Source organism: Pseudoclavibacter sp. AY1F1 (assembly GCF_002931075.1).
In the GTDB taxonomy this organism is placed as follows: Bacteria; Actinomycetota; Actinomycetes; order Actinomycetales; family Microbacteriaceae; genus Pseudoclavibacter.
Genome location: NZ_PSTQ01000002.1, coordinates 372639 through 398981, shown reverse-complemented (window position 1 = coordinate 398981; position 26343 = coordinate 372639). Strand labels below are relative to the sequence as shown.

Sequence of the window (26343 nt, the reverse complement as noted above, 5' to 3'; positions counted from 1 at the left end):
GGAGTTGGTTGGCACTCGGCGCGCGGGGCTTCGCTACCAGGTGATGGGCTGTGTGAGCCCGATGAGGCATTTGCCCGTACTGACGGGGGCGACGATGTCAGAGGTGTAGCCACGCGGGCCGCGCTGGCCCACAAGGCACTCCTCGCCGATCTTCACCGAGACGATGATGTAGTCGGCCTCGAGGTCCACGTTCGTGCGGTCGAAGGTGACCTCCATGGCCGCCTTGTCGAAGCCGATCGCGCTGAGCGCGTTGACGAACTCCACCGAGCTTGCAGAGCCGTTCGTCGCGATCGTCTGCAAGTTCGTCTCGTCGAAGATGGGTTTGTTGTCGCCTGCGGCGCCACCAGGAACGAAGACTGCCGGGGCCGCCTGCGTGGGCTCAGCCGCCGCACTCGTCTCGGCAGGGGGCTGAGCCTCCTGCGACGAGCATCCCGCGAGCGCCAGCGCCGCCACCAGAGCCACTGGGGCGAAGAGACGGGAGCTGCGCATTCGGGACCTTTCTCGGACGGGTCGGTCACCAGTGTAGGTGGCGCCGGCTCTCAGAAGGGCGTCGGGTACTCCCCCTCGTCGGCGACGGATGGCTTGTGCCACTCCGCTTCGCTTGGCGGCTCCGCTGCGCCATCGTCCTCCGGCGGTGCCTGCAGCTGCGACGCCTCGGAGCCCCGCGGTCCCTCAGAGCCCTGCGATCCGCCGAAGCCCTGCCGCATCTCCCCGCTGGCCTGTTCGCGAGGAGCTCGCTCGAGTCTCGCGAAGATCGAGGTTCCAGCCGTGAGGTCGTGGCCAAGCGCATCCGCCACCACCTCGTGCTTGGTGCGCGGACCGTTCTGCGAATCGAACTTCCGCATTCGCAGCTTCCCGACGACGATGACGCGCTGCCCCTTCCGGAACGACGACGCCGCATGTGTCGCGAGGTCGCCCCAGGCCGAGACGTCATACCAGTTCGGCTCGACGTCTTCCCAGCTGTTCGTCGATCGGTTCAGGCGCCGCGAGTTGGTCGCGATGCGAAAGTTCACGACGTGCTGTCCGCCTGTGATCGTCTTCGCCTCCGGCTCGCTGCCGAGGTTCCCGATGAGCGTGATGTGGTCTTGCATGTCTCCCCCTGTATTCGGATGCTGTGCATTCTGGATGCGATGCGATGCGATGCGATCCGGCGCGGCGCTCGTGCCGAAAGCTCCGCGCCGGATCGCGGCACCAGTGTGTGTCCGTCGAGGGGCGAGAGGACCGACGAGAACGGCGCCTGTGGACGGTGTTCCGTCCACAGGCGCCGTGTCGTCAGAGTGCCGAGTGTTTCGGCGGGGCCGTGCTGTGCTTGTCAGAGCTTGGCTGTGCTTGTCTGAGCCTGGCGGTGCTTGTCTGAGCCTGGCGGTGCTTGTTAGAGCCTGGCGCTGCGGATCAGAGCATGTATTGCGTGAACTTCGCGCGCACCTTGTTGACCTTCGGCACTGCGACGAAGTTGCAGTAGCCCTGTCCCGGGTTCTTGGCGAAGAAGTCCTGGTGGTAGTCCTCGGCGTCGAAGTACTGGCCGAGCGGCGAGATCTCGGTGACGATTCCGCCGCCCCAGAGCTCGTCGGCGCGGTCGCGGGCGGCTTCGAAGAGCTCGCGCTGGGCATCATCGGTGTAGTACATCGCAGAGCGGTACTGCGTGCCGACATCGTTGCCCTGCCTGTTGAGCTGGCGCGGGTCGTGCAGCGTGAAGAAGATGTCGAGGATCACGTCGGCGGGCACCACGCTCTCGTCGAAGACGACGCGCACTGCCTCTGCATGCCCGGTCGAGCCGGTGCACACGAGTTCGTAGTCGGGCTGCGGATGCTCGCCACCCGTGTACCCCGAGACGACGTCGCTGACGCCCTTGACGTTCCTGTACACGGCGTCGAGACACCAGAAGCAGCCACCTGCAAGCACGAATTCGGTCATGCGCCAAGGCTACGCGGGTGAGCGACGTCCTGGCTCAGCCTTGCGCGAACTCAGCCACCCCCACGAATGTCGGTGGTCGTCCCTACCCTGACGACATGACCTCAACGCAGCTCACGCAGACCATTTCCGCCCCCACCCTGACGCCCCGCACGGGGCCGTTCACGCAGCGGTTCGCGGGGCTCACCGCCACACAGGTGCACGCCGCGCGCTGGCGAGTGACGGGACCAGACGGCGGCGTGCGCGGGTACGTCGAAGAGCACCGACGCGGCACAGGCGTGGCCTACGCGGCCACTCGCATGAGCCGCGCGTCGACGGCGTTCCTGGCGCTCGACGAGTTCTCCGACTTCGCCGAAGCCGTCACTGCCTTCCGCTATCTCTAGCCGCGCCACCACGTGTCGGTGGGGAGCACGGGGAGCTGACGCTTATGTTCCGTCTTCCGGTAGAGCGCTTCGATGCGGGCCGCGGTCTCCGCGCCTACGTCGCCACCGATCAGGTAGGTGTCGATCTGCCCGTAGCTGAGCCCGAGGTTCGCCTCGTCGGTCTGCCCCGGAGTCTCGTCAAGGAGGTCGGCAGTCGGCGCCTTGACGTAGAGGCGTTCAGGTGCGCCGAGCTCCTCGAGCAGCTGGCGCCCCTGCGTCTTCGTCAGCCCGGCGAGCGGGTTGAGATCGGTGCCGCCGTCGCCGTACTTCGTGAAGAAGCCCGTGACCGCCTCCGCAGCGTGGTCCGTACCGAGCACGAGGAACCCCCGCTCGCCCGCGATCGCGTACTGCGCGATCATGCGCTGGCGAGCCTTCGAGTTGCCCTTGTTGAAGTCAGTGATGGCGCGCCCCGTGGCGCTGAGGAAAGCCTGCTGCAGCCCGTCGGTGGCCGGTTTGATATCGAAGGTGATCCGCTCGTCTGGCTGGATGAAGTCCAGTGCCAGCTGCGCGTCGTCCTCGTCCGCCTGCACGCCATGCGGGAGCCGGACCGCCACGAACGTCGCCTCGCCGCCCTCTGCCCGAACCTGCTCGACCGCGAGCTGTGCGAGCTTACCGAGCAGCGAGGAGTCCTGGCCGCCGCTGATTCCGAGCACGAGCCCCTTGGCGCCTGTCGCCACGAGGTACTCCCGCATGAAGGAGATTCGCGCGCGAACCTCCCCGGCAGGGTCGATGACCGGCTTGACGCCGAGGGCTGTGATGATTTCCTGTTGTGCACTCATGGTGCGACCGATCCTAGCGAGCACCTGTTTCGGCGGGGAGTCATTTTCGCGGGTATGGCCTGCATGCGCCGTCGTCCCCGGCATCAGAGACAGGCCGACCTGTCCTCTTTCGCGACGTCCCCACGGAACCGGTCAGCTCCGCACGAGCCGCGCGATGGCGTCCGACGCCTCCTTCAGCTTCAGCTCGCCCTCAGCGCCACCGAGCTTCACCGCATCCGCGACGCAGTGCTTGAGGTGGTCGTCCATGAGTCCAAGCGCCACATTTTCGAGGGCAGAGGTGATGGCCGAGATCTGCGTGAGGATGTCGATGCAGTACTGCTCCTCGTCGACCATCCGATGGATGCCCCTCGCCTGCCCTTCGATGCGCTTCAGGCGCGTGAGGTACTTGCTCTTGTCCTCCATGTAGCCGTGGTGGGCGTGGCCGCCCGTCTCGGTGGTCTCGTTCATGATGTCGCCTTTCGTGGGTGTGAATCGGGAGAAGTTCCGGTGCTCTTCAGGCCTCGGAAGGCACGCAGCCGGAGGCTGTTGCCGACGACGAACACGCTGGAGAACGCCATAGCGGCTCCCGCCAGCATGGGGTTGAGCATCCCGAGCGCCGCGAGCGGGATCGCCGCGACGTTGTAGGCGAAGGCCCAGAAGAGGTTGCCCTTGATGGTGCCGAGCGTGCTCCGGGACAGGCGGATCGCATCCGCTGCGGCCAGAAGGTCGTCGCGAACGAGTGTGACATCGGCCGCCTCGATCGCGATATCGGACCCGGTTCCCATGGCCAGGCCGAGGTCGGCCTGCGCAAGCGCCGCCGCGTCGTTGACACCGTCGCCGACCATGGCCACGATGCGGCCCTCGTCCTGCAGACGACGAATCACGTCGACTTTCTCCTGAGGTAGCACCTCGGCGATGACCTCGGAGATGCCGACTACCTTGGCGACCTGAGTCGCGACGGTCGTGTTGTCGCCGGTCAACAGAACCGGGCGGAGCCCGAGGCTCCGCAGCTCGGCGATGGCCTGCGCGCTGGTCGGCTTGACGGTGTCCGCGACTGCGAGCACGCCGCGAGCCTCGCCGTCCCAGGCCGCGATGACCGTGGTCTGTCCGACGGACTCTGCATCGCGTTTGCGCTTCGCAAGCTCGTCGCCAAGGGAGATACCCCAGTCAGCGAGCAGCTGCTCGCGCCCGACGACCACCAGGTGACCTTCGACGATCCCCTGCACTCCCGTGCCCTCATGGTTCCGGAAGTCCTCCACCGCTGGCAGCGCGCCGACTTCGGCCGCGGCGCCAGCGGCGAGCGCCCGGGCGATGGGATGCTCCGACGCCGCCTCAAGCGCGCCAGCGAGGCGCAGGAGATCTTCCCTCTCGACGCGGTCGGTCGTCCAGGCCCCCATCAGCGCCATCTTGCCGCTCGTGACCGTCCCGGTCTTGTCGACGACGATCGTGTCGACTCGGCGGGTCGACTCGAGCACTTCGGGGCCCTTGATGAGGATCCCCAGCTGCGCTCCCCGGCCTGTGCCCACGAGGAGCGCGGTCGGGGTCGCGAGACCAAGCGCACAGGGGCACGCGATGATGAGCACGGCGACGGCCGCAGTGAAGGCCGTCGCGACAGGGAAGCCCGCGCCAAGCCAGGCTCCGAGGGTCGCGACCGAGATCGCGATGACGATGGGCACGAAGACACCCGAGATTCGGTCGGCGAGACGCTGCACCTCCGCCTTGCCGGTCTGCGCGTCCTCGACGAGCTGTGCCATCTGCGCGAGCTGCGTGTCGCCGCCGACCTTGGTAGCGCGAACGACGAGGCGCCCGCCGGCGTTGAGCGTGGCACCGACAACTCGGTCTCCTTCGACGACCTCGACGGGCACCGACTCGCCCGTGAGCATGGACGCATCGACGGCGGAGCGCCCACCGACGACGACGCCGTCGGTCGCGATCTTCTCACCAGGCCGCACGACGAACTCGTCCCCCACGGCGAGCTCGCCGATTGGGATGCGCGTCTCCGCTCCCCCGCGCAGGACAGCGACGTCCTTCGCTCCGAGCTCGAGCAGCGCGCGCAGGGCGGCGCTCGCCTGCCTCTTGGATCGCTTCTCGAAGTAGCGGCCCGCGAGCACGAACATCGTCACGCCGGCAGCCACCTCGAGGTAGATGTTGGCGGCGCCGTCGGACGGCGCGATCGTGAACTCGAACGGGTGCTTCATCCCCGCCTCCCCGGCCGTGCCGAAGAAGAGGGCGTAGAGCGACCACACGAACGCCGCGATCGTACCGACAGAGATGAGCGTGTCCATCGTGGCGCTGCCGTGGCGGAGGTTCAGCCACGCGGCCCGGTGGAATGGCCAGGCGCCCCAGACGATCACCGGAGAGGCGAGAGCCAGCGACGCCCACTGCCAGTGCGTGAATTGGAAGGCCGGCACCATGGCCAGGACGATGACGGGAACGGCGAGCACGATGCTGCCGATGAGGCGCTGGCGCAGGCTCACGAGCTCGAGGTCCGCACCCTCGATGGTCGTTCCATCAGCATCGTGGTCCTCTGGCGCGGGGAGCGCCGCGGTGTAGCCGGTCTTCTCGACCTCGTCGATGAGCGACTGCGGGTCGAGCCCCTCTGGCCCTTGAACGCGGGCCTTCTCGGTGGCGTAGTTGACGCTCGCGGTCACCCCTTCGAGCTTGTTGAGCTTCTTCTCGACTCGCATCGCGCAGGAGGCACACGTCATCCCACCGATTTCCAACTCGAAGTCGGTTGTTGTGCTCACTTCTCACCCTCCCCGTGCTCGGGCGCTTCGAAGTGCCCGTCGGTGCCACCCGGCGCCTCGGTTGCCGCCGGCCCCTGCGTGATCTCGAGAATCGACGGACGCCAATCGTCGGACCGGTCTGCCTCAGCGACGACCTGAGCCGTGAAGAAGGCCGCGCCGAAGACCGCCGCAAGCAGCGCCGCGTAGAGGCTGAGCTTGACCGGCACGTTCACGTCAGGCTCTGGTCGCCGCGTAGCCGGCCTCGTCGACGGCGGCGATGACCGCCGCGTCGTCGAGGGGTGTTCCGCTCTCAACGACGAGCGTGCCGGTCTCAGCGGAGACGGCAACGCGTTCGACGCCTGCCAGCTCGCTGACTTCCTGGGTGACGGCGCGCTCGCAGTGGCCGCAGGTCATTCCGGTGACGAGGTAGGTGGTGCTGGTCATGGTGGTCTCCTTGCCGAGGGCAGTGCCCCCTGGGGGTATGTACGGCATGTACAACCCTATACCCCCAGCAGGTATTCCCTCGTGTGAGTCAGACGAGCGTCACGACCAGAACTCGTCCTCGGCAGCCTGGTCCTCACTGAAGAGCCAGACCTCGGCGATGAGACCGCCTGAGATCCTGAAGACGTCGATCCCCGACTGCGCGAGCGGCGTGCGCCCGTCTCGCTGAGCGGAGAACTCGACGTTGGCAACAACAAGGTCGCCGTTGGCAGCGGCTGTCTGCGTCACGAGACGGAATGTGCCGCCGCTGAGCTCGAAGAACCGGCCGAGGTGGGCGAGCACGCCCTCCGGCCCGACCACACGGCCAGACAGCGGGTTGTTGCCGGGCTGGTGCCAGATCACGTCAGGGGCGAGAATGACGGCGACGGCAGGGAGATCCCCCGCGGCGAGGCTCGTGTCGTACTTGGTGAAAGTCTCGAATGCGTTCATGATGGTGTTCCTCTCTCGGTGTGACTCCAGTTCTACGCGCCGAGCGCAGGTCACTTCATCGTGACCAACCGCATCCCGATATCAGCCCGCATCCCGTCGACAGGAGGTCACCCGTGAGCCCCAAGTGGAACGTCTTCTCCGCGACCTGCCCGTCACGCACGTCGCTCGCCCAGATCGCGAACAAGTGGACGGCGATGATTGTCATCACCGTCTCGCAGGGGCCCAAGCGTTTCAGCGAACTGCACCGCATGATCGAGGGCATCTCAAAGAAGGTGCTGGTCGACACCCTCCGGTCACTCGAACGCGACGGGATGCTGGAGCGCACCAGTTTCGAGGGGCACCGCGTGTACGCGCTCACGCCGCTCGGGGCGAGCCTCGAGCAGCCGCTCCTCGCCCTCCAGGTCTGGGCAGAGGAGCATATCGAGGAGGTACTCGTCTCACGTGACGCGTTCGACGAGCGAGCCGACGACGAGGTCCTCGCCGCCGCCCACTCGAGCGGGGATCAGTCTTCGCGCAGGATGCGGTAGCCGCGCACCGGGTCGTAGCCGTGGATCTCGCGGGTGTCGAGCACCGCCATGAAGTCGAGCACCTCGTCGGTGACGAGCTGACCCGGCACGAGCACTGGGAATCCGGGCGGGTACGGGGTGACGAAGCCGGCGGAGACGGGCCTGGCGCCGCCCGCCACGCGTTCGGTGAGCTGCGCGTGACTGAGGTGCTCGATGTTCGCGCGGCGCTGACCCCGGAAGAACGCCGTGCGGAGGTCGCCGTCCGGGAGGCCGTCGGCCGAGGCGTACTCCGGCGCGAACGCACTGAAGTCGGGCAGCGGAGGCATGGGGGCGGGCGCTGGCCGCTCGCCGTCGATCTCTCTCGCCTGGCTCTCCTCTTCGAAACGCTCAGCGAGCTTCACGAGCACCTCGATGAGGTACCCGACGGAGCTGCGGGAGGTGCCGATGTTGGTCATGAAGAGCACGGTGTTGCGGCTCGTCTTGTTGACCTGGATGCCGTAGCGATCCATGAGGTGCTCATGCTTGAACGTGTCGCCGTCGACGCCCGTTCGGGAGATCTCGACCGTGATGCGGCTCGGGTCGACGACGAACTCGTCTTCCTCCCACGCCTGCCACATCGTCGAGAACCCGTCGCGGTGCGGCATGGGACGCGCGCTGGCCCGGTTCTCGGCGGGGATGAGGTCGTGGCCGGAGAGGACCCGGAACGTGCGGCGCAGCAGCGGGTGGCGGGCGATGGCCTGCGCGATGCTCGTCGCGAGGTCAAGCTGGCGCTGCACGAGCTCGAAGCCTTCGAGCTCGACCTGGCGCCTGCCGAGGTCGAGCGAGGCGAGGATCTGGTAGTTCGGTGATGTCGAGGTGTGCGTCATGTACGCCTCGTGGAACGGCTCCTCCGCCTCCCGGTACCAGTCCTTGTCGTACACGTGGATCATCGAGCCCTGCCGCAGCGCGGTGAGGGTTTTGTGGGTCGACTGCGTCGCGTAGACACGGATGCGCGCATCCGGGGACGGCAGGAGACGCTCGGAGATCCAGACCTCGTCGGCCGCGGCCTCCCCCGTCTCGGGGTCGAAGAGGCGCGCGCGCTGCTCCTGGTACGCGGCCGCGTGGGCGCTCGACGCGAGGCGGTCCTCGAGGTGCTTGGCCGCCGCCATCGCCGTGCGTCGGCGGGTGATGGGGTGGAACGCGGCGAACGCGAACCACGCCTCGTCCCACAGGAACACCAGGTCGGGCTTGATCGCGAGGCACTCGGCCATGACCCGCTCTGGGTCGTAGACGATGCCGTCGAAGGTGCAGTTCGTGAGCGTCACGAGACGCACCTCGTCGAGGCGACCGGCCGCGCGGTAGTCGAGCAGGAGCTGCTTGATGCGCTCGAGCGGCACCGCCCCATAGAACGCGAACTCGTTGAGCGGATAGGCCTCGAGGTACGCCGTCCGCGCCCCCGTCAGCATGAGCGCGTGGTGATGCGACTTATGGCAGTTGCGGTCGACGAGCACGATGTCGCCGGGAGAGACGAGCGCCTGGTGCACGATCTTGTTCGCCGTCGAGGTGCCGTTCGTGACGAAGAACGTGTGCTTCGCCCCGAACGCGCGAGCCGCGAGCTCCTGCGACTTCTTGATCGCCCCAACCGGCGCGAGCAGCGAGTCGAGCCCGCCGGAAGTTGCGCTCGTCTCAGCCAGCAGCAGGTTCAGGCCGTAGAAGTCGACGAGGTCGGTGATCCACTTCGACGTGACCACCGAGCCGCCGCGCGAGATCGGCAGCGCGTGGAACACGCCGGCGGGGCGGCGGGCGTGCTCCTGGATGGCCGTGAAGAAGGGGGTGTCGTAGAGGTGCGAGACGCGGCGCAGCAGCGACAGGTGCAACTCGAGCTGGTCTTCGCGGAGGAACACCCGGCGGAAGCGGCGCGTAAGCACCCCGGCGAGATCCTCGATGTGGGCACCGGCGACGAGGTAGAGGTCGAGTTCGGGGCGCAGCGTGTTGAGCGTGTCGGCGAGACCGAGCACACGCTGCACCGACGCGAGGCTCGACCGTGAGGTCGCGATCGCGGCGGACGAGTCGACGTGTGCGAGATCGATGGTCTCGCGCATGTCGCGGCTCAGACGTTGCTGGCTGCGGTCGCTGAAGCCGGGTCGGATGATGACGGCCAGAATGTTCGGGTTCGTGAGCACGGCAGCGACGGCGTCGTCGGCCGACGGCACGATCACGTAGTCGTAGACGAACGCATCCGCGGAGCTGCGGAGCTTGAGAATGTCGGCACGCAGGGCGTCACGGTCGGCCGTGGTCGTCTCGTCAACCAGGAGCACCTCGAAGCGGGGGCGCGGATCGGCGTCGTCCTGCAGCTCGGCCCGTTCCGCCTCGTCGAGTCGGTCGTCACGGTGGTCCGCCGGGATGCTCGTGCCGCGAAGGCGGCTCACGACCCGCCCGATGCGCTCCAGCGCCGTCGAGTACTCACCGTTGTCGAGCGCCTCGCGGATCTCTGCGACGTACCGCTGACCGAAGCCAGCCCAGTACAGCTCGAGAGTTTCGAGGGCGCGCAGATTGCGGGCGATCTCGCCGTCCCCGTCCAGGATGCTGGCCGTCTCGTGCCCGGACTCGAGACGTTTGATCGCGAAGCGCAGGTACTCCCAGGCGTCACTGCGAAGCCGCCAGGTGCTGGTCGGCATGCCAGGGTCACGCTCGAGACTCTGGCCTGAGGCGCGCCGATCAGCGTCGATCGCGGTTGGGGCGGATTCGTGGAGACCTGCGGCATCGGAGCTCGTCACGATGGCCATTCTTCCAGAGCGCGGGCGTCCTCCCTGCCACACGACGAATTGCGACGCGATACGCCTTGGGCGCCAGCCCTTAGTGCGCCAGGTATCGGTCGATCAGGTCGCGGAGCTCATCCGCACCCTGGACGGCAGCGAAGTTCGGATCCTCGACGGTGCGCGAGAGGAGCCCGTCGGCGATCACGCCGACCCAAACGGCGAGGCGGCCCGGGGCGAGGTCCGACCGCCACAGGCCTTGCTGCTGGCCCGCCGAGATGATCGCCTCAAGCTTCTTCTCCTGGAGCGAAGCGGCGTCGGCGAGCAGCTCCGCCAGTCGCGGATCGCGTCCCGCGGCGCCGAGTGCCGCGACGAAGCCAGCGAGGTGCGGGTCGCCCGCTTCCTCGAGGAGCGCTTCGAGCCAGGCCTGCAGCCCCGCCTCGGCACTTTCCGCCGCGAGCGAGTTCAGCGCTTCCGCCTGGAGTTTCGAGTCGGTCGCATCCGCTTCGAGGATGCCGACAAGCAGGTCGATCTTCGTCGGGAAGTAGTGGAAAAAGGTCCCAGACGAGATGCCAGCCCTGGCGCAGATCCTTGCGGTGGTAGCACTCGCGTACCCCAGCTCGGAGATGAGTTCATAACCAGCCTCCACTATCGACGCGCGCCCCTCGCCCGGAGCACTCCTGCTTGTCGCTCTCATGGTCTGGGGCGAACGACGAGGTCTCGCATCCCTGCTCCTCACCAAACCGTCCGGCAAGAACATCGAGTGGGCCTTCTACGCCTTCGGTGGGGTCATGGCCTGGTCGTGGATCGCCAGTCCCCAGGAGGACAACGAGGGCGTCGGAATCATCACGAGCATGAGCATCCCTGGCGTGATCCTGCTCATCACCACGGCAGCCGTGAGCCTGGCGATTTTCATCGCGCCGCACGTCGTGTTCTTCGGGCCGAGCTGGCTCTTCCACCAACTCGTCGGCTCGCTGGCGCTCGTGGCGTTCACGCTCATCCGCCGCAACCTCGTCGCGACGATGTTCCTGCACATGCTTGTCAACGCGCCGATCCTCATCCCGACCGTGCTCGCGAAGCTGTAGCCGGTCCGTGATCGACGCGCTTTCTGACTCAGCTCAGCCCTCTGATCGCTGCTGGGCCAGCCAGGTGTGGTTCACGATCGCCTTGCTCACCGCTTCGCGATACGCGGCCCCCTCCGGTCCCCGCTTGAGGTCGCGGGCAAAGAACGGCGATTCCTCACGGTGGGGCGACCCGTAGTGGATGCGCTCCGCAAGCTCCGCGAGGTACGCCCGACCGGCCACCCGGTACTGCTCGAGCTCCGCCGCGTCGAGCTGAATCAGCGCGGAGTCGTCGACCATGTTCGTGACCACGTACCTCGCATCGAGGTACAGCTGATCGCCCTGCTCGACTAAGAACCACCGGCCTGACTCGTGGTCCACGTAGTGCATGGCGTCACGCTCGCGAGCAACGCGCGCCGCGTCACCCCATTTGTCGACGGGCGGGATCGGGCCGAGCCGGTGCTGCCTGGTCTCGTTGAGCGCGAGGTAGGAGAGGGTCGGTTCAGCATCCTTCTCGAGTGCGATACAGAGGATGCGTCGACACGTCTGGCATGTCAGCTGGCTTTCGACCCGCCCCATGAGGCCCGACTCATGCAAGGGCAGGAGATCGCCGATGCTGACCCAGCTTGCGTCTTCCTTGAGGAGTCCAGACGCAGCTGCGGCCGCGAGCGCCTGGACCGTGCCTTCGACGTCGAGCGACTCGGCGTCGTCACGTACCAAAAGCTCACTGCAGGCCGGGCAGTTGTCGTCCTCGGGGCGGCAGGTGAGGCCGGGCTGCTCGACAGTGAAGGCGAGGCCGACGAGATTGCCGGGGTCGTTCCAACCGCGATGGTCCTTGAATTCGGCCCGCGCGTATCCGCCGCCGAGTTCGAAGTAGGGAGTCCCGAATCCGGCGAAGCGTCGACGCCCGTCGATGGACTTCTTGAGGTCGTCGAGGGTCGCCGCGTTGCTGGCACCAGGGATCCACTCCGACAGGGTGATCGCGGCTGTCGCAGACGGCGTCGGCACCGTGTGCAGGACGACTGCCACGAGTGTGTCGTCGTGCAGGATGAGCTCGCCACCCGACGTGAAGCGCAAACGGCGGGACAGGACGGCCGGCTCTCCGAAGTATCGCTCGGTGGCCGCGAACTTCTCGCCACCCAAGGCCACCATCAGCCGCTGGACGGGTGCATCACGCTCAGCGAGGGCAAGCGCGTCGAGGATCATCGGGAGTCGAGAGGCCACACCCCATCGTCGCAGGCCAGGCTCGACGCCGGTCGGTCGGTGCGGATGACTCGCCGGGGCAGTTCAGGAACGCGCGCCGAACGGACCGTCGGCGCCGAACGCGTAGTCGGCGAAGCGTTCACCCATGAGCTGATGTGCGTCCGGCCCCGGGTGCAGGTCGTCCGGCAGCGGCAGGAGTTTCGCATCCGCTTCGCCGTAGAGCCCGGTGCCGTCGAGGAAGAAGAGATTCGGGTCGGATGCGCGGCGCTCGGCCAAGGCCGCGAGCTCGCGCCTGATCACACTGAGTGTGAGCCGCCCCTGGGACTCATCCCCCGGGGCGCCCGTCGCGATGAACTTGACTTTGCCGGTCGCGAACGACGCAGGGTCGAACGCGCCGGGGCCCGCCGTGTGCTCGTGGATGGCACAGAAGATCGGTGAGATGAGCACGATGGGAGTCTCGGGGTGCCCGTCACGGATCGTGTCGAGGAAGCCGTTGACGGCCGGCACGAACGCCCGCACCCGCATGGCGTCGGCGTTCACGACGTTGATGCCGAGCTTCACGCTGATCAGATCCGCCGCCGTATCGCGCATGAGGCGAGCGAGGAACGGGTCGACCATGGCGCTGCCGCCGAGCCCGAGGTTCACGAGCTCAACCCCGCCGCGACGGGCCGCGACCGCAGGCCAGATGCCGCCCGGTGAGGTCGCATTCGATCCGTGGCTGATCGAGCTGCCGTGGTGCAGCCACACGCGCCCGGATGCGGAAACGGGTTCAAGAGGCGCGTCCGAACGCAGCTCGACCAGCTCGACCGACTCGTTGTGGGGCAGCCAGAACTCGACGCGCTTGGTCTCGCCAGGTGCGAGGTCCCCGATAGCGGTTGTGTGTGACGGTCCCTGGTGGAGTGACATCGCTCCTGTCTGCAGGTCGACCTCGACAGCGTCACCGCCGGCCAGCTCGTCACTCACCGCTCGATTGCCGTCGACGTAGACGTCGACGCGGCCGCGCGGCCGTTCGATGCCCGTGTAGACGGACCTGGTCGGGAGCAGCTCTAGCTCAACTCGCTCAGCAGTTGTATCGAACACCACGCGAACACCGGACGGCTGGCTCTCGACGAGCAGCAGCTGCGGGTCCGGGAACTGCGTACGAACGTTCGTGGGGAGCCGGTGCGGCCGCAGCCCCCTGTCAGTCTGCTCGAACTCAGCGGCTCCACGGAGGAACTCGGACGACGGCTGGGTGACGATCACGTGGATGCCTCCGGAATTGGGGACGGCAGGGGCCGAGGAGCTACGGAGAAGAGTGCCCCAGGCAGGATTCGAACCTGCGACCGACGGATTAGAAGGCCGTTGCTCTATCCACTGAGCTACTGGGGCGCGATCCCAGCCAGCATAGCGGGCCTCGAAACCCTGCACTGGCCGCCACGAAACGCAGGGAATCACTACGATGTCCCTCATGGCTATTGCTCAGGAACGTCTCGTCTGGATCGACTGCGAGATGACAGGCCTTGACCCGTCTATCGACGAACTGGTCGAGGTCGCCGCTTTCGTGACCGACAGCGACCTGAACATCCTCGACGAAGGCTTCGAGATTGTCATCTCCGCGAGCGACGCCGCGATGACCAACATGGGCGAGTTCGTGACGCAGATGCACACGACGTCCGGCCTCATCGAGGAGATCCCGAACGGCGCCACGCTTGAGGCGGCCACCGCGCAGCTCCTCGCGTACTTGAAGAAGCACGTGCCCGTGCCCCGCACGGCGCCCCTCGCGGGCAACACGATCGGCACCGACCGCATGTTCCTCGCGAAGTACATGCCGGAGGTCGACCAGCACCTGCACTACCGCAACGTCGACGTGTCCACGCTGAAGGAACTGTCGCGCCGCTGGTTCCCTCGCGTCTACTTCCACTCCCCCGACAAGGACGGCGGGCACCGCGCCAAGGCCGACATTCTCGAGTCGATTCGCGAGCTCAAGTACTACCGCAAGGCCGTGCTTGTGCCGGAGCCCGGACCGACCAGCGAGGAGCTCCGAGAGGTCGCAGCAGAAGTGGTGAACGACTTCGCCCAAAATCTGTAATAGACTCTCGTAGTCGCAGGCGAGCGAGAGCACGCGTGTGACAAACATGGTGGGTATAGCTCAGCTGGTAGAGCGCCTGGTTGTGGTCTAGGAGGCCGCGGGTTCAAGCCCCGTTACTCACCCCATGTTGAAGGCCCCGAGTTCCCTGCAGTTGTAAATGCAGGGAAATCGGGGCCTTCGTCGTGCGGCCGAGTCGTCGGCGGCCGCATCCACGCGGGAGATGCAGGTTCCCAGTGCCGGGAAGGTGCATCTCCCGCGTGCTTCTAGTGAGGCGCGGTGGCCTCGAGCTTCGGAGCGTCGGGGACGGGCGGGTCCGACGGTGGGTCAGGGATGCTCGACTCCGGTTCGAGCACAGGCGCTGCGGCCGGCATCTTGCTCGCCCACAGCACACCGAAGAGCACGATCGCGCCGCCGACCAGCTCGAGCGGGCCTGGCCGCTCCCCCAGCACGAGCCATGCCGTCGAGATGCCGACGACTGGCACGAGCATCGAGAACGGTGCGACGACGCCGGCCGGGTGGCGCTTCATGAGCCACACCCAGATGCCCGATCCCAGGACCGTGCCGAGCACGATCGTGTAGACGAGGCCAACCCAGGCCGGGGCGGCGGCGGCGGTCCAGGCGGTCGCGAGCGACGACCAGATCTGGTCAGGCCCCTCGACGAGCAGCGAGACGGCGAGCATCGGGATGGGCGGCACGACGGCCATCCACATCGTCAGGTGCAGCGGCTTCGGCGGCTCGGCCAGCCGACTCGAGATGTTGCCGATCGCCCAACCGAAGGCGCCGATCACGACGAGCAGGAACGGCCACCAGCTGCCCGCGCCTCCGCGAGCCACACCGACGAGGAGCAGGCCGGCAACCGCGACCGCGATGCCGATCACGCGACGCGTCGTGAGCTTCTCCCGCAGGAAGATCGCGCCGAGCAGCACCGTGAAGGGTGCCGACATCTGCAGCACAAGCGAGGCGAGCCCGGTCGGGAAGCCGGCTGCCATGCCGAGGTACAGCCCGACGAACTGGAGGGTGCCGAAGCCAAGCCCGTACCCGATGAGCCACCGGAGCTTCACGTTCGGGCGCGGGATGAAGAGGATCGTCGGGATCGCGAGGAGACCGAAACGCAGCGCGATGAGGAAGAACGGCGGGAACTGCTCGAGCGACGCGTGGATGGCGAGGAAGTTCACTCCCCAGAGGACCGCGACGAGGCAGGCAAGGGCGATATGGCGAGGGGGCACGACTTCAGTGTGCGACGCACTCACTCTGAAGCACCAGTGATGATCCGTGACGCATCACTGTAGGCTCCCTACATGGAGTTTCGCCATCTCGAACTGCTGAGAGAGCTGTCCATGCGCGGCACGCTTGCGGCAGTCGCCGAGGCCACCCACCGCACCCCCTCTGCCGTCTCCCAGCAACTCAAAACCGCTGAGCGGGAACTTGGAGTGCGACTCGTCGAGCCGTTCTCTCGCGGCCTGCGACTCACGGCGGCGGGTCAGATCCTCGCGGACGGAGCGGACGATGTTGGTCGCGCCCTCGCCGAGGTGCAGTCGAGGCTCGAGTCGAGCCTGGGCGAGCCCAGTGGCGTTGTCCCGATCGGCGCCCTGCCGAGCGCTAGCGAGGCCCTTTTCCCCGGCCTGCTGCGGCGCACCGCGGGGTCGGCGATCACGCTCGAACTCGACGATTTCGATCTGGCCGAGTCCGAGTACGCAGCGCGGACGCTCGACGCCGACATCGTGATCGGGCACAGCCTCACCGGGGATGTGCCGCGCGGGGCGGAGCACCTGCACACTCGGGTTCTCGCTCGCGAGCCCATCGATGTCGCGCTGCCGTCGGAGCATCCGCTCGTCTTCAAGGACCGCCTGGTTCCCGACGATCTCGTCGGCACCACCTGGGTGGGCGTTCCCGTCGGCTACCCGTTCGACAGCATCCTCATCGCGGTCGAGAATGCGACGAGCACCAACCTTGAGCGCGCGCAGCGACTCCGGGACAACCGCCTCGTTGAGGCACTCGTCGCCATGGGAACGGGACTCGCGCTCCTTCCCCGGTTCACGACGCGCCCACGCCCCGGGGTGGTCCTTCGCCCGCTCGACGGCGTCCGCTCGGTGCGCAGCATCGTCGCGCTTGCACGCCCGGACCGCCACGCCCGCTTCGCCGTCCGCACCGTCCTGGATCACCTCACGGCAGCGGGTGCTGACCTCGAGGCACGATTCGCGAAGGCCGGCCCACCGCACTCCTGACCGCCTGCAGTGCTCCGTTTGCGGATGGACGCCCGGTGCGGCACCTAGCGTCGCCTTCGTCACGCAAGTTGGACAGCTGAACCTCGGGCAAAGAGGCGTCAGCCGCCGCGCTTCGCCGACGACACGAACGCACGAATGCGCTGATGGTCCTTCACGCCCGGCGCCGACTCGACGCCGCTGGAGACGTCAACACCCCACGGGGCGGCCTCGCCGATGGCCTCCGCGACGTTCGCCGGATGCAGGCCACCGGCAAGCAGCCATCGCCCGCCCGGCCTGCGACTGATGAGCTCTGAGAGATCCCAACGCTCTCCCGAGCCGGGTTTCGGCGCATCCAGCAGCAGCAGCTCCTCGCCGAACGCCCCGACGCTCAACTCGGGATCGTCGGCGAGCGACGTGGCCCGCCAGATGCGCGAGAAGATGGCACCAGCCGCCCGCACCTCATCACCGGTGTAGGAGCCGTGGAGCTGGAGCACGTTTGCGCCCACCGCGGCCGCGATCTCGGCGGCAGCGGTCGCTGGCATGTCGTGTACGACCAGCACCCGGTCGACGCTCACAGGCACGGACCGGAAGATCTCGGCCGCCTCGTCGGCAGTGCGCCTGCGCGGGCTCGTGCGGCTCATGACGATGCCGATCGCGTCGGCGCCGCTCTCGACGGCAACCGCCGCCGATTCGACAGAATCCAGGCCACACACTTTGACGTACACGCGAGAACTCTAGGCCTTCGCCTCAGCTGCTCGGGCGCGAGTCACCGGTGCGCCGTGCTGCCCGACGCCGCGGCTCGCGTGACAGCAGCCGAGCGAGCCCAGCCGCGGAAATCGCGCTCCACGCGACGCAGGGCAGCAGAACCAACCCCCACGGGCCGATCGCTGAAGCAGGGTCCTCCGCACCGACCAGCCCTCCGAGCGAGGGAGCCAAGGCCATTGCTGCGAAGAACAGGCCAGGTAGGAAACCGGCGAGCAGGCCAGCCCATCGCGTTCGGTCTCGCAAGAGCGTGAATGTCACCAGAACAAGCCAGCCGAACAGCAGAATCAGTCCGAGCGAGACGGCCGGCATCAGGAGCACCACAAGCAGGAGCATGCCAAGCGCATCCGGCAGCGTCATGCTCGGATCGGTCATCGCGACCGCAACCGAGAGCAGCAGGAGTCCGCCGGCGACGGCCGCGGCCGTCGTTGTTGCGGCGAAGACGAACCGTGGGACCGTTCGCCGACCGGACGAATCGGCCATTCTGGCGGCACGTCCCCGTGTGAGCTTCGTCATAGGTTGAGGCTACTGGTGCGCTCCGCGCGGAGCTCAGAGCCGCCGAGCCGCCCGGATGTGACGGGCATCAGTCGCGAACGGCGATCAGTCGGAAACGGCGCTGCGTGACGCTGATCGGCCGGGCCGAGTCGAGGCGCCTGAGCTGCGCGACATTGTCTTCCACCCGGAACCCGGGAACGTCCCACGGCACGAGAGCGAGGTATTCCACGACAGTGAGAGCGTCAGCGAACACCATCTGCCCCGCCCACTCCTCGGCCACCTCGATACGCAGCCCCGCCGCGCGCAGCTCGGATTCGGAGTTGGCCAGGGTCACATCAGCGTGCAGCGGCTCTCCGCCGAACCACTCTCGAAACTCGTGGGCTTCCCGGCCGTCAACCTGTTGCGTCAAGAAGCGTCCGCCGGGCGCCAGCACTCTGGCGACCTCGTGGGCATCGAACGCCTCGTGACGAGCGATGACGAGGTCGAGGGAGCCATCCGCGAACGGGAGCGGCTCCCCCTCCTCGACATCGTGCGCGTACACCCGGATTCCGAAGGGCGTGAGGTTGCGGCGGGCGACGACGACGTTCGGCTCCCAGCCTTCTGTCGCCGCGACCTCGAGCCCTTCGTCAGGGCCGCGGCCGACGGCTTCGAGCAGTGCGATGAGTTGCTCACCGCCGCCCGTTCCGAGGTCCGCGACTCGGGATGCGGTTGTCAGGGCCGCCCGACATTCCGCGTTGAAGTCCCAGGCGGGTTCGTCGGCCGTGAGCCGCCCGTCAAGGTGGCTGAAGTCCCAGCCGATCATCTGTGATGCGGCGTGCGCCTCCCGCCACGCTCGCGCATCCGTCGAATCATCCACATGGCCAGGCTAGCGAGCGAGGCCTGTGGGTCGGACAGCATGTCCCGCCCAGCGAGCCTGCGGGAGAATAGGCGGATGGACATGTCGCGCGTGGACTTCGAGGCCCTGGTCGTCGACGAACTGGATGCCCTGCCAGACGAGATGGTGGACGGCCTCGACAATGTGATCTTCGTCGTCGAAGACCGACCGGAGGACGGCTCGCTCGACCTCCTCGGCGTCTACGAGGGCTTCGCGCTCACCGACCGCGGCCAATACGGTTTCGGCGAGCTCCCCGACCGCATCGTGCTGTTCCGCGAGCCGCTGCTCTCCATCTGCGACGACGAGGCGACGCTTCGTGACGAAGTGCACACGACGCTCGTGCACGAGATCGCGCACTTCTACGGCATTGATGACGCGCAACTCCACGAGCTCGGCTGGGCGTAGGCGCAACCGAACGGGCCGCGCCCGGTACGCTTCCTGGATGCAGCCATCGGCACCAGCGCGCGAGCCTCTGCGGGTCGGCCACCTCCTCTGGGGCATCTTCCTGCTCCTCGCCGCCCCGGCCTTCGCGATCTGGATGGCCGTGGTCGGGCTGCTGTCCGCGCTCGCCGCCGCGAACATCACCGTTGACGCCGTCGGCACGGTCGCGCCCCTTGTCTCAGCCGGCCAGGGCCTACTCGCAGCGTTCGCTTTCTGGGCGACGTTCGTCTCGGCAGGCGCCGGCTTGGTCGTGCTGATCCTGCTGGGAGTGCGGAGCCTGCAGGCCGCGCGGCGACCTGTGATCGCGACGGGGCCGACCTTCGGGTCCGTGCTCTGGGGCTGGGCTCTCGCTATCCCCTTCGCCACGGGAATCGGCGCGCTGGTTGGAAGCGTGCTCGATCCTGTCGCCGAAAGCATCGGCACGGATCTCTCGCTCGACGCCGGTCCCGGCACCGGCATCAATTACGAAGACGCCGTGTACGGCCTCATCACGGGCGGCGCCTGGCTGTTCGCAGCACTTGTCGGCCTCGTGCTGGCCGTGATCCTCACCGTGCGCCACGTCCGCGCGCGCCGCAGAAACGGCGCCAAGAAGCGCAGGGCAACGCCTCGCTGACCCTCAATCACCCAGGCCTCTCCGCGACCCCGCGTCAATTTAAGGGAGAGTTGCGCGTTTCGTCGGCGATCAGCCCCGGAACATCAAGCCACTCGAGATCGGCCCAAGCCAAGTCGCCCTTAAATTGACCGGGGTGGGCTGAGAGACGGCGCCGCCCGAAGGCAGACTCGTGGGCGAGGGCTCAGGCGTCGGGGACGACCTCGATGACGACGTCAGCGAGCAGGAACGGCGCGTTTCGCCGCCAGTGCTCGCGCTCCTGGGCAGCCCACATCTCCCAAAACTCCTCGAAGACGCCGATGTCGCCTGGACGAGACAGCGCGCGAGGCTTCCGGTGCGCCTCATCGAGTTCGATCCAGACGCTCGTCGTCGCGAGGGGCGCGCTCTCGCGCGACAGGGAGCCGCAGCCCTCGATGATGAGCGGGGCTGAACCGTTGACGTCCCGCCACGGCCCGGGCGCATCCGCCGCCCAGTCCCAGCTTTCGTACCCGGGGCGCTCCGCCCTGAGCATGTCGCGGTGAACGGCTTGCGAGGCAGCAGCAAGACCTCGCCAGCCCGGGTAGGCGTCGTCGAGCGACACGAGCTGCGCGCCGTCGAAGCCGCGAGCCCGGAACTCGGCGAGCAGCTCGCCCGCGAGCGTCGTCTTGCCAGAGCCGGAACCACCGTCGATGAGGACCACCGGGCGGCCGCCGTCAGCGTCAGCAAGCACCCGGTCGAGCAGCCCTGCTGCCGCGCTCACGCGCTCCCCACCAGCCGGTACGAGCCCATCCCGACGGCGACGGCGACGGCGACCGCCGCGATGACGACGCCGGCGAGCACCAGCACGAGGTCTCGCCAGCCGAGGCGCGAGGGACGAGCCCAGGTTCGCGTGACGTTTTCCGCTCCGAAGCCGCGGGCCTCCATGACGGTGGCAAGCATCCCGGCGCGCCGGATCGCGAGGGCCAGCAGTGCAAATGCCATCGTCATGAGCCGACGGATCGCGCCAGAGTCGCCCAGTCCGCGAGCGCGCCTGGCCTGGCTCATGGCCGTCCAGTCGTCCCGGAAAACTGCGAAGAGGCGGATGCCCGCGAGCGCCGAGACGACGAACCGCGCTGGCAGGTGCGCAACTTGCGCGAGTCCATCGGCGAGACGCGTCGGGTCGATGCGACTCAGTGCGACGAGCGTCGGCACCCCGATCGCGAGGACGCGCAGCCCGACGGCGATGGCCAGCTGGATCGAGTTGTCCGTGACGTTCGCGTACAGGAATTGTCCGTAGCTGGTGCCGCCCGGCTTGGCGTAGAGGAGCATGCTGGTGGCGGAGACGGGAGCGGCGATGAGGAGGATCCAGCTCGATCGCACGACTTCCATGGGGCGCACGCCTGCGACCCCGAAGGCGAACAGCGAGAGCGCCAGCGCCACGACTGCCGAGACGACATCGAGCGTCGTGAGGAGGGGAATCGAGTACAGCACGGCGGCGAGGAAGGGGGTGACCGGGTTGACTCGGTCGAGGAACCTGCCGCCGACGGGCAGCACCTCGAGGGGGACGCCGTCGCCGTCGACCTCAACCGACCTTGCCGGCCGAGCGCCGGCCGAGGCGATTCCCCCGCTCACGCTGGCACCTTCTCGTTCTTGCGGTCGTGGGCGCCGATGCGGATGCACTGGTCGCCGAGCACCCGCACGAGCTGTTCGTCGTGGGTCACGGAGACAAGTGAGTGCCCCTCGGCGACAAGCCCGGCCATGATCGTGACGAGCTCCGTCCAGGTCCTCCGGTCCTGCCCGAAGGTGGGCTCGTCGAAGATGAGGACACGCGGTGCCGTCGCGAGCACCGTCGCGACCGAAAGGCGGCGCTGCTCACCGCCGGAGAGCGTGAAGGGGTGTGCGTCTGCGAGGTGCGAGAGGCGAAGCGCCGCAAGGAGCTCGTCGACGCGTTCGCTCGTCTCCCGCTTGCCGCGTCCCGCCGCATCCGGGCCGACCTCCAGCTCGCGGCGCACGGTTCCCGCGACGAACTGATGTTCTGGCTGCTGGAACACCGTGCCGATTCGCGTCAGCAGCTGGCGAGATCGCCAGGCAGACGGATGCGGGCCGGCGGGCTGGGCGGGACGGCGCCGCCCGAGCCACCAACCGCTCCTTCGTTCGCTCGCCATGTCTCCCGCGTCGCGGAGCACCTGCGTGGCCCGCACTTCGCCCTCGATGGGCTTCAGCAGGCCGGCGAGCGTGAGCGCAAGCGTCGTCTTCCCCGCGCCGTTGGGACCGAGCACAACCGTTGACTCCCCTGCGCGCAGCGTCGCCCCGAATTGCGAGTGGAGTGCACGGTCGGCGCGTCCGAAGCCCAGCCTGTCCGCGACGAGCAGGTCCTCGCCAGGCGACATCGGGGCCCTCGGCACAAGCGGTTCATGCCCGCCGATCCACACGCCGGCGTCCAAGAGCGAAACTCGCTGCTGCTCGAGGACGATGTCCGGGGAGCCGTCGGCGAGCAGATGCTGGTCTGTGCCGAGCACAACAACCCGGTCGACGCTCGAGCGCCACACGTCGACGCGGTGCTCGATGACGATGAGCGTCGCGCCCGTCACAGCGGCCGCCCGCATGACCGCCTCGCGGACTTCCTCGACGCCGGCAGGGTCGAGGTTCGCGGTGGGCTCGTCGAGCAGGATGAGGCCGGGGCGCATGGCGAGTACCCCGGCGATCGCGAGCCGCTGCCGCTCGCCGCCGGAAAGCTGCGCGGTCGAACGGTCGAGCGGCATCCGAAGCCCGACGGCGTCGAGTGCCTCGCGGACGCGGACCCAGGTCTCCGCGCGCGGCACCCCGAGGTTCTCGCAGCCGAACGCGACATCGTCGCCGATCCGCGCGAGCACGGTGTTGGCCTGGGGGTCCTGGAGGACAAGTCCGGTGACCCCGCGCGCATCCGTCGGGTGCCTGCCGTCGATCAGCAGGGACCCGAGCTCCTGCCCCTCATCCTCGTCGTCGCCGAGCACGCCGGCGAGCGCCGCGAGGAGCGTCGACTTGCCCGCGCCAGACGGCCCCAGCAGGAGCACGGCCTCGCCGGGCTCGATCGTCAGGTCGAGCTGGCTGACGGCCAGCTTCGCCCGGTCGGCATGGCGCCAGCCCCACCCCCTCGCCTCGACTCTCGCGCCCACGTGCGTTAGCCGATTCGCTTTGAGCTTCTGCCGGCGGCGAAGCGGTTCAAGGCGCCGGTCGCCGCGAGCGCACGGGTCAGCAGCCAGCCGACAATGCCGGCAAGCACCGCACCCGAGAGCACGATCGAGACGAAGTAGATCGTGAGGAACGCCGGTCCCATCTCGATGTTGGCGCTGAGGAAGAGCTCGAGCACCCACGCGGCGAAGGCGGCACCAGCGCCCGCGAGCATCGCGACGCCGAGGCCGAAGCGCTTGTAGAAGAAGAGCGCGAAGATGAGCTCGGCGCCGAGGCCCTGGGCGATGCCCGAGTAGACGGTCTCGATCGACCACTGGCTGCCGAGGAGCATGGAGACGGAGGCCGCGAGCACCTCGACGAAGAGCGCGGCGCCCGGCTTGCGGATGATGAGCCCGCCGAGCACGCCGCCGAGCAGCCAGATACCGACCGCGATGCCGCCCACGCCGGGCGTGAACGCATCCATCGCCGTGAACCACAGGTAGCCGACGCTGTTCCAGACGATGAAGATGAGCCCGGTCGCGACGCCGAGGACGGCGGCCGTGACGATGTCGATGACCCGCCAGCGGAAGCGGCTCTTCGGCGCCCGCGCCTGGGCGGGGGCCTGCGCCGGTGCCTGCGAAGCAGCGGTCGGCGATGGAGTTGGAGAAGTTGTCATGCTGTGTGCCCTTTCGAGTGAAAGTGCACGGGCGCAGAGCCTGGGGTGGCTCTGCTCGGAGATGTGCCTCCCTGCGCTGGCATTACCCAGATCAGGTTTGACGGTCGAAGGCTTGTGCCTTCCTCTCAGCCCGGACTACCGGACTCCCGTGAACACCCCGAGTATAGGCCGAACCGTGGCCTGAGCTACTTCTTGAGCGCCTTGATGAGGCGAGGAAGCGCGTGACCGACGGTCCAGACGAGCGGAATCGAGACGGCGATGAGCGCGATGATGTTCGGGCGGAAGCTCGTGCCGAACTCGTCATCGACGTAGGCTCCGACCGGAATCGCCATGCCACCGCCGCCTGCACCTGAGGAGTTCTCCTGCCCCTCCTCGGTGCTCTCGCCGCCGCCGTAGCCATACGAGACGAGGGCGACGGGGAGGATGGTGGACTTGCCGAGCTCCACCTTCTCGCCGTACGCGAGCGTGACGCCGAGCTTCTTGACCGAGTCGGTGAGGTTCTGTGTGAGGTTCGTCATGCGGCCAGCGTAGGTCGTCGACATGCCTGCCAACCAGGAGAACTCCTGTGTGCTGGCGGGCGAGGCCCCTCCCACCCTTTGGTAGCTTTAGTGCCTGCATCCACACGCGATGTTCTTCGATGAAGCAATAGGAGCGTGCATGAAAACGTGGCCCGGAAATGCCTACCCCCTCGGAGCGACGTTCGACGGAAGTGGCACCAACTTCGCGATCTTCAGCGAAGCCGCCCACAAGGTCGAGCTCTGCCTCTTCGATGACGACGGCAACGAGGAGCGGGTGAGGCTCCACGAGCAGGACGCGCACGTCTGGCACGCCTACCTCCCCCACGTTCAGCCAGGTCAGCAGTACGGCTACCGGATGCACGGCGACTACGACCCCGCGAACGGCAGCCGCTGCAACCCGGCGAAGCTCCTCCTCGACCCGTACGCGAAGGCGACGACGGGCGACATCGACTGGGATCAGTCGCTGTTCAGCTACAACTTCGGCGACCCAGACTCGTTCAACGACCTCGACTCCGCGCCCCACATGATGAAGGGCGTTGTCATCAACCCCTACTTCGACTGGGCTGGCGACCGGAAGCCTGGCATCCCCTACAACGAGTCACTCATCTATGAGGCGCACGTCAAGGGACTCACCGAGCTGCACCCGGATGTGCCGGAAGAGATCCGCGGCACGTACGCGGGTATCGCGCACCCCGCGATCGTCGAGCACCTCAAGCGCCTCGGTGTGACCGCGATCGAGCTCATGCCCGTGCACCAGTTCGTGCAGGACAGCACCCTCATCGAGAAGGGCCTCCGCAACTACTGGGGCTACAACACGATCTCCTTCCTCGCACCGCACGCCGACTACGCCTCGCAGGGCACGGCAGGCCAGCAGGTCCAGGAGTTCAAGTCGATGGTGCGCACGCTGCACGCCAACGGCATCGAGGTCATCCTCGACGTGGTCTACAACCACACGGCCGAAGGCAACCACCTCGGACCGACCCTCAGCTTCCGCGGCATCGACAACGGCGCGTACTACCGGCTCGAGGAAGACGACAAGCGGTACTACACCGACTACACGGGCACCGGCAACTCGCTCAACATGCGCCACCCGCACTCGCTGCAGCTCATCATGGACTCGCTGCGCTACTGGGTGACCGAGATGCACGTCGACGGCTTCCGCTTCGACCTCGCGTCGACCCTCGCGCGCGAGCTGCACGACGTCGACAAGCTCTCGACCTTCTTCGACCTCGTGCAGCAGGACCCGGTGGTCTCGCAGGTGAAGCTCATCGCCGAGCCGTGGGACGTCGGCCCCGGCGGCTACCAGGTCGGGAACTTCCCGCCGCAGTGGACAGAGTGGAACGGCAAGTACCGCGATACCGTCCGCGACTTCTGGCGCGGCGAGCCCTCGACGCTCGGCGAGTTCGCGAGCCGCATCACGGGTTCGGCTGACCTGTATGAGCACTCAGGACGACGCCCCTTCGCATCCATCAACTTCGTCACCGCCCACGACGGCTTCACGCTGCGCGACCTGGTCTCATACAACGAGAAGCACAACGACGCCAACGGCGAAAACGGCAACGACGGCGAGAGCCACAACCGCTCCTACAACCTGGGCGTCGAAGGGCCGACCGATGACCCAGAGATCAACGCCATGCGGGCCAGGCAGCAGCGCAACATCATCGCGACGATGCTGCTCAGCCAGGGCGTCCCGATGCTCCTCCACGGAGACGAGCTGGGCCGCACCCAGAACGGCAACAACAACACCTACGCGCAGGACAGCGAAATCAGCTGGGTGCACTGGGAGAGCGCGGATGAGCCGCTCATCGAGTTCACGAGGGCCGTCGCGCAGCTGCGCGCCGATCACCCGACCTTCCGCCGCCGGCGCTTCTTCAACGGCCGCGTCGAGGAGCGAGCAGAGGGCTCAGCCCTGCCCGACATCGTGTGGCTGTCGACCGACGGCACGCAGATGGCGTCGGAAGACTGGAACGCCGAGTTCGTGAAGTCGATGGGCATGTTCCTCAACGGGAACGCCATCGCCGGCCGTGACGAACGCGGCGAGGAGATCACCGACGTGAGCTTCATGGTCTACTTCAACGCCAGCGAGACCGTCGTAGAGGCGACGATCCCCAGCGTGGAGATCACGTCCCTCTGGGACATCGTGATCGACACGTCCGGGATGCACACTGACCTCGAAGCGGTCGAGCCCGGGGCGACCATCCCGCTCGAGCCCCGCTCGCTTGTGGTGCTGCGCGAGGCCGAACTCAAGGAGAAGCCCGACCACTCAGTCGCCGCCTCCGTCGCGGCGATGACAACGCCTATCCCGATCATCACGCGGCCTCCCCTCGGCAGCTGA

The 26343-nt window shown here is 67.5% G+C and carries 30 protein-coding genes, 2 tRNA genes and 1 riboswitch; of the genes, 9 read left to right on the top strand and 23 right to left on the bottom strand.

The features are described 5' to 3' along the window. Positions 1–33: 33 nt before the first annotated feature. From C5B85_RS05995 to msrA, 3 genes are all read right to left on the bottom strand, one after another. Entirely contained in the window at positions 34–489 is a 456-nt protein-coding gene (locus C5B85_RS05995) for a DUF6993 domain-containing protein (RefSeq protein ID WP_104285100.1), read from the bottom strand. 50 nt (positions 490–539) lie between these two features. Then, entirely contained in the window at positions 540–1091 is a 552-nt protein-coding gene (locus C5B85_RS05990) for a single-stranded DNA-binding protein (protein WP_104285099.1), read from the bottom strand. Between the two features lie 301 nt (positions 1092–1392). Further along, positions 1393–1914, bottom strand: a complete 522-nt coding sequence (gene msrA, locus C5B85_RS05985; RefSeq protein ID WP_104285098.1) for a peptide-methionine (S)-S-oxide reductase MsrA — start codon at positions 1912–1914, stop codon at positions 1393–1395. A 95-nt stretch (positions 1915–2009) separates the two neighbouring features. Between msrA and C5B85_RS05980 the strand changes: the two genes are divergently transcribed. Next, entirely contained in the window at positions 2010–2294 is a 285-nt protein-coding gene (locus tag C5B85_RS05980; protein WP_104285097.1) for a hypothetical protein, read from the top strand. On the opposite strand, the gene nadE is transcribed toward C5B85_RS05980, so the two are convergent. The 6 genes from nadE to C5B85_RS05950 all read right to left on the bottom strand — a co-directional run bounded on the left by nadE (position 2291) and on the right by C5B85_RS05950 (position 6747). Then, a complete protein-coding gene (gene nadE, locus C5B85_RS05975; RefSeq protein WP_104285096.1) occupies positions 2291–3112 on the bottom strand; it encodes an ammonia-dependent NAD(+) synthetase in 822 nt (273 codons plus the stop codon). The genes C5B85_RS05980 and nadE overlap by 4 nt on opposite strands. Positions 3113–3244: 132 nt before the next feature. Further along, on the bottom strand, positions 3245–3559 hold the full coding sequence (locus tag C5B85_RS05970; protein ID WP_104285095.1) for a metal-sensitive transcriptional regulator: 315 nt from the start codon (positions 3557–3559) through the stop codon (positions 3245–3247). Beyond that, complete coding sequence (locus C5B85_RS05965; RefSeq protein ID WP_374953084.1) at positions 3556–5838, bottom strand: heavy metal translocating P-type ATPase; 2283 nt, start codon at positions 5836–5838, stop codon at positions 3556–3558. The genes C5B85_RS05970 and C5B85_RS05965 overlap by 4 nt, the downstream gene beginning before the upstream one ends. Next, positions 5835–6044 carry a hypothetical protein gene (locus tag C5B85_RS05960; RefSeq protein WP_146077862.1) on the bottom strand — a complete coding sequence of 70 codons (210 nt, stop codon included), beginning with the start codon at positions 6042–6044 and terminating at the stop codon, positions 5835–5837. Before C5B85_RS05960 ends, C5B85_RS05965 begins: the two co-directional genes overlap by 4 nt. Positions 6045–6051: 7 nt before the next feature. Then, on the bottom strand, positions 6052–6261 hold the full coding sequence (locus C5B85_RS05955) for a heavy-metal-associated domain-containing protein (protein WP_104285092.1): 210 nt from the start codon (positions 6259–6261) through the stop codon (positions 6052–6054). Between the two features lie 99 nt (positions 6262–6360). Continuing rightward, positions 6361–6747, bottom strand: coding sequence for a nuclear transport factor 2 family protein (locus C5B85_RS05950; protein ID WP_104285091.1), 387 nt, complete (start codon positions 6745–6747; stop codon positions 6361–6363). Positions 6748–6860: 113 nt separating this feature from the next. Here C5B85_RS05950 and C5B85_RS05945 point away from each other — a divergent pair, with 113 nt between their 5' ends. Then, entirely contained in the window at positions 6861–7274 is a 414-nt protein-coding gene (locus C5B85_RS05945; protein ID WP_104285090.1) for a helix-turn-helix domain-containing protein, read from the top strand. On the opposite strand, the gene C5B85_RS05940 is transcribed toward C5B85_RS05945, so the two are convergent. Next, a complete protein-coding gene (locus C5B85_RS05940) occupies positions 7250–9910 on the bottom strand; it encodes an aminotransferase class I/II-fold pyridoxal phosphate-dependent enzyme (protein WP_258070617.1) in 2661 nt (886 codons plus the stop codon). The two genes, C5B85_RS05945 and C5B85_RS05940, sit on opposite strands and share 25 nt — an antisense overlap. 178 nt (positions 9911–10088) lie before the next feature. Beyond that, a complete protein-coding gene (locus C5B85_RS05935; protein ID WP_219819343.1) occupies positions 10089–10685 on the bottom strand; it encodes a TetR/AcrR family transcriptional regulator in 597 nt (198 codons plus the stop codon). Between C5B85_RS05935 and C5B85_RS05930 the strand changes: the two genes are divergently transcribed. Then, the gene (locus C5B85_RS05930) at positions 10684–11073 is read left to right on the top strand and encodes a hypothetical protein (protein WP_181064299.1); all 390 of its coding nucleotides are present in this window, start codon (positions 10684–10686) and stop codon (positions 11071–11073) included. The genes C5B85_RS05935 and C5B85_RS05930 overlap by 2 nt on opposite strands. A 33-nt stretch (positions 11074–11106) precedes the next feature. Here C5B85_RS05930 and C5B85_RS05925 read toward each other — a convergent pair whose 3' ends face one another. The 3 genes from C5B85_RS05925 to C5B85_RS05915 all read right to left on the bottom strand — a co-directional run bounded on the left by C5B85_RS05925 (position 11107) and on the right by C5B85_RS05915 (position 13620). After that, complete coding sequence (locus C5B85_RS05925) at positions 11107–12273, bottom strand: hypothetical protein (protein ID WP_146077861.1); 1167 nt, start codon at positions 12271–12273, stop codon at positions 11107–11109. Between the two features lie 63 nt (positions 12274–12336). Then, positions 12337–13494: a GDSL-type esterase/lipase family protein gene (locus C5B85_RS05920; RefSeq protein ID WP_104285085.1), complete on the bottom strand. Its 1158-nt coding sequence runs from the start codon at positions 13492–13494 to the stop codon at positions 12337–12339. A gap of 53 nt (positions 13495–13547) precedes the next feature. Then, positions 13548–13620: transfer RNA gene (locus C5B85_RS05915), tRNA-Arg, on the bottom strand. Positions 13621–13699: 79 nt separating this feature from the next. On the opposite strand from C5B85_RS05915, the gene orn reads away from it, so the two are divergent. Continuing rightward, positions 13700–14320, top strand: a complete 621-nt coding sequence (gene orn, locus C5B85_RS05910; protein WP_104285171.1) for an oligoribonuclease — start codon at positions 13700–13702, stop codon at positions 14318–14320. A 49-nt stretch (positions 14321–14369) separates the two neighbouring features. After that, positions 14370–14445 (top strand) — tRNA-His (locus C5B85_RS05905). Between the two features lie 138 nt (positions 14446–14583). On the opposite strand, the gene C5B85_RS05900 is transcribed toward C5B85_RS05905, so the two are convergent. Further along, positions 14584–15546, bottom strand: a complete 963-nt coding sequence (locus C5B85_RS05900; RefSeq protein ID WP_104285084.1) for an EamA family transporter — start codon at positions 15544–15546, stop codon at positions 14584–14586. Positions 15547–15618: 72 nt separating this feature from the next. Here C5B85_RS05900 and C5B85_RS05895 point away from each other — a divergent pair, with 72 nt between their 5' ends. Beyond that, positions 15619–16545, top strand: coding sequence for a LysR family transcriptional regulator (locus C5B85_RS05895; RefSeq protein WP_104285083.1), 927 nt, complete (start codon positions 15619–15621; stop codon positions 16543–16545). Between the two features lie 98 nt (positions 16546–16643). On the opposite strand, the gene C5B85_RS05890 is transcribed toward C5B85_RS05895, so the two are convergent. The 3 genes from C5B85_RS05890 to C5B85_RS05880 all read right to left on the bottom strand — a co-directional run bounded on the left by C5B85_RS05890 (position 16644) and on the right by C5B85_RS05880 (position 18637). Then, positions 16644–17249, bottom strand: a complete 606-nt coding sequence (locus tag C5B85_RS05890) for a phosphoribosylanthranilate isomerase (protein WP_104285082.1) — start codon at positions 17247–17249, stop codon at positions 16644–16646. A 22-nt stretch (positions 17250–17271) separates the two neighbouring features. Continuing rightward, on the bottom strand, positions 17272–17802 hold the full coding sequence (locus C5B85_RS05885; RefSeq protein ID WP_146077860.1) for a hypothetical protein: 531 nt from the start codon (positions 17800–17802) through the stop codon (positions 17272–17274). 67 nt (positions 17803–17869) lie between these two features. Continuing rightward, entirely contained in the window at positions 17870–18637 is a 768-nt protein-coding gene (locus C5B85_RS05880; RefSeq protein ID WP_258070610.1) for a class I SAM-dependent methyltransferase, read from the bottom strand. 75 nt (positions 18638–18712) lie between these two features. Here C5B85_RS05880 and C5B85_RS05875 point away from each other — a divergent pair, with 75 nt between their 5' ends. After that, positions 18713–19060: a metallopeptidase family protein gene (locus C5B85_RS05875; protein ID WP_104285079.1), complete on the top strand. Its 348-nt coding sequence runs from the start codon at positions 18713–18715 to the stop codon at positions 19058–19060. A gap of 37 nt (positions 19061–19097) precedes the next feature. Then, complete coding sequence (locus C5B85_RS05870) at positions 19098–19709, top strand: hypothetical protein (RefSeq protein WP_104285078.1); 612 nt, start codon at positions 19098–19100, stop codon at positions 19707–19709. 181 nt (positions 19710–19890) lie between these two features. Here C5B85_RS05870 and C5B85_RS05865 read toward each other — a convergent pair whose 3' ends face one another. The 5 genes from C5B85_RS05865 to C5B85_RS05845 form a co-directional block, all read right to left on the bottom strand. Beyond that, positions 19891–20445, bottom strand: a complete 555-nt coding sequence (locus C5B85_RS05865; RefSeq protein WP_258070609.1) for an ATP-binding protein — start codon at positions 20443–20445, stop codon at positions 19891–19893. Beyond that, positions 20442–21296: an energy-coupling factor transporter transmembrane protein EcfT gene (locus C5B85_RS05860; RefSeq protein WP_258070608.1), complete on the bottom strand. Its 855-nt coding sequence runs from the start codon at positions 21294–21296 to the stop codon at positions 20442–20444. The genes C5B85_RS05865 and C5B85_RS05860 overlap by 4 nt, the downstream gene beginning before the upstream one ends. Then, positions 21293–22819, bottom strand: a complete 1527-nt coding sequence (locus C5B85_RS05855) for an ABC transporter ATP-binding protein (protein WP_104285077.1) — start codon at positions 22817–22819, stop codon at positions 21293–21295. Before C5B85_RS05855 ends, C5B85_RS05860 begins: the two co-directional genes overlap by 4 nt. A 5-nt stretch (positions 22820–22824) precedes the next feature. Then, positions 22825–23490: an ECF transporter S component gene (locus C5B85_RS05850; protein ID WP_104285076.1), complete on the bottom strand. Its 666-nt coding sequence runs from the start codon at positions 23488–23490 to the stop codon at positions 22825–22827. A 51-nt stretch (positions 23491–23541) separates the two neighbouring features. Then, positions 23542–23651: riboswitch (TPP riboswitch) on the bottom strand. Positions 23652–23675: 24 nt separating this feature from the next. Then, the gene (locus tag C5B85_RS05845) at positions 23676–24008 is read right to left on the bottom strand and encodes a hypothetical protein (protein WP_068493157.1); all 333 of its coding nucleotides are present in this window, start codon (positions 24006–24008) and stop codon (positions 23676–23678) included. Positions 24009–24147: 139 nt separating this feature from the next. On the opposite strand from C5B85_RS05845, the gene glgX reads away from it, so the two are divergent. Further along, positions 24148–26343 (top strand): glycogen debranching protein GlgX, encoded by a 2196-nt coding sequence (gene glgX / locus C5B85_RS05840; protein ID WP_104285075.1) that lies wholly within the window; start codon positions 24148–24150, stop codon positions 26341–26343.

Bases quoted from the DNA above. Each gene is read 5' to 3' on its own strand.
- C5B85_RS05995 (WP_104285100.1), bottom strand. From the start codon at position 489: ATGCGCAGCTCCCGTCTCTTCGCCCCAGTGGCTCTGGTGGCGGCGCTG.
- C5B85_RS05990 (WP_104285099.1), bottom strand. From the start codon at position 1,091: ATGCAAGACCACATCACGCTCATCGGGAACCTCGGCAGCGAGCCGGAG.
- msrA (WP_104285098.1), bottom strand. From the start codon at position 1,914: ATGACCGAATTCGTGCTTGCAGGTGGCTGCTTCTGGTGTCTCGACGCC.
- C5B85_RS05980 (WP_104285097.1), top strand. From the start codon at position 2,010: ATGACCTCAACGCAGCTCACGCAGACCATTTCCGCCCCCACCCTGACG.
- nadE (WP_104285096.1), bottom strand. From the start codon at position 3,112: ATGAGTGCACAACAGGAAATCATCACAGCCCTCGGCGTCAAGCCGGTC.
- C5B85_RS05970 (WP_104285095.1), bottom strand. From the start codon at position 3,559: ATGAACGAGACCACCGAGACGGGCGGCCACGCCCACCACGGCTACATG.
- C5B85_RS05955 (WP_104285092.1), bottom strand. From the start codon at position 6,261: ATGACCAGCACCACCTACCTCGTCACCGGAATGACCTGCGGCCACTGC.
- C5B85_RS05950 (WP_104285091.1), bottom strand. From the start codon at position 6,747: ATGAACGCATTCGAGACTTTCACCAAGTACGACACGAGCCTCGCCGCG.
- C5B85_RS05940 (WP_258070617.1), bottom strand. From the start codon at position 9,910: ATGCCGACCAGCACCTGGCGGCTTCGCAGTGACGCCTGGGAGTACCTG.
- C5B85_RS05930 (WP_181064299.1), top strand. From the start codon at position 10,684: ATGGTCTGGGGCGAACGACGAGGTCTCGCATCCCTGCTCCTCACCAAA.
- C5B85_RS05935 (WP_219819343.1), bottom strand. From the start codon at position 10,685: ATGAGAGCGACAAGCAGGAGTGCTCCGGGCGAGGGGCGCGCGTCGATA.
- orn (WP_104285171.1), top strand. From the start codon at position 13,700: ATGGCTATTGCTCAGGAACGTCTCGTCTGGATCGACTGCGAGATGACA.
- C5B85_RS05895 (WP_104285083.1), top strand. From the start codon at position 15,619: ATGGAGTTTCGCCATCTCGAACTGCTGAGAGAGCTGTCCATGCGCGGC.
- C5B85_RS05885 (WP_146077860.1), bottom strand. From the start codon at position 17,802: ATGACGAAGCTCACACGGGGACGTGCCGCCAGAATGGCCGATTCGTCC.
- C5B85_RS05875 (WP_104285079.1), top strand. From the start codon at position 18,713: ATGGACATGTCGCGCGTGGACTTCGAGGCCCTGGTCGTCGACGAACTG.
- C5B85_RS05870 (WP_104285078.1), top strand. From the start codon at position 19,098: ATGCAGCCATCGGCACCAGCGCGCGAGCCTCTGCGGGTCGGCCACCTC.
- C5B85_RS05850 (WP_104285076.1), bottom strand. From the start codon at position 23,490: ATGACAACTTCTCCAACTCCATCGCCGACCGCTGCTTCGCAGGCACCG.
- C5B85_RS05845 (WP_068493157.1), bottom strand. From the start codon at position 24,008: ATGACGAACCTCACACAGAACCTCACCGACTCGGTCAAGAAGCTCGGC.
- glgX (WP_104285075.1), top strand. From the start codon at position 24,148: ATGAAAACGTGGCCCGGAAATGCCTACCCCCTCGGAGCGACGTTCGAC.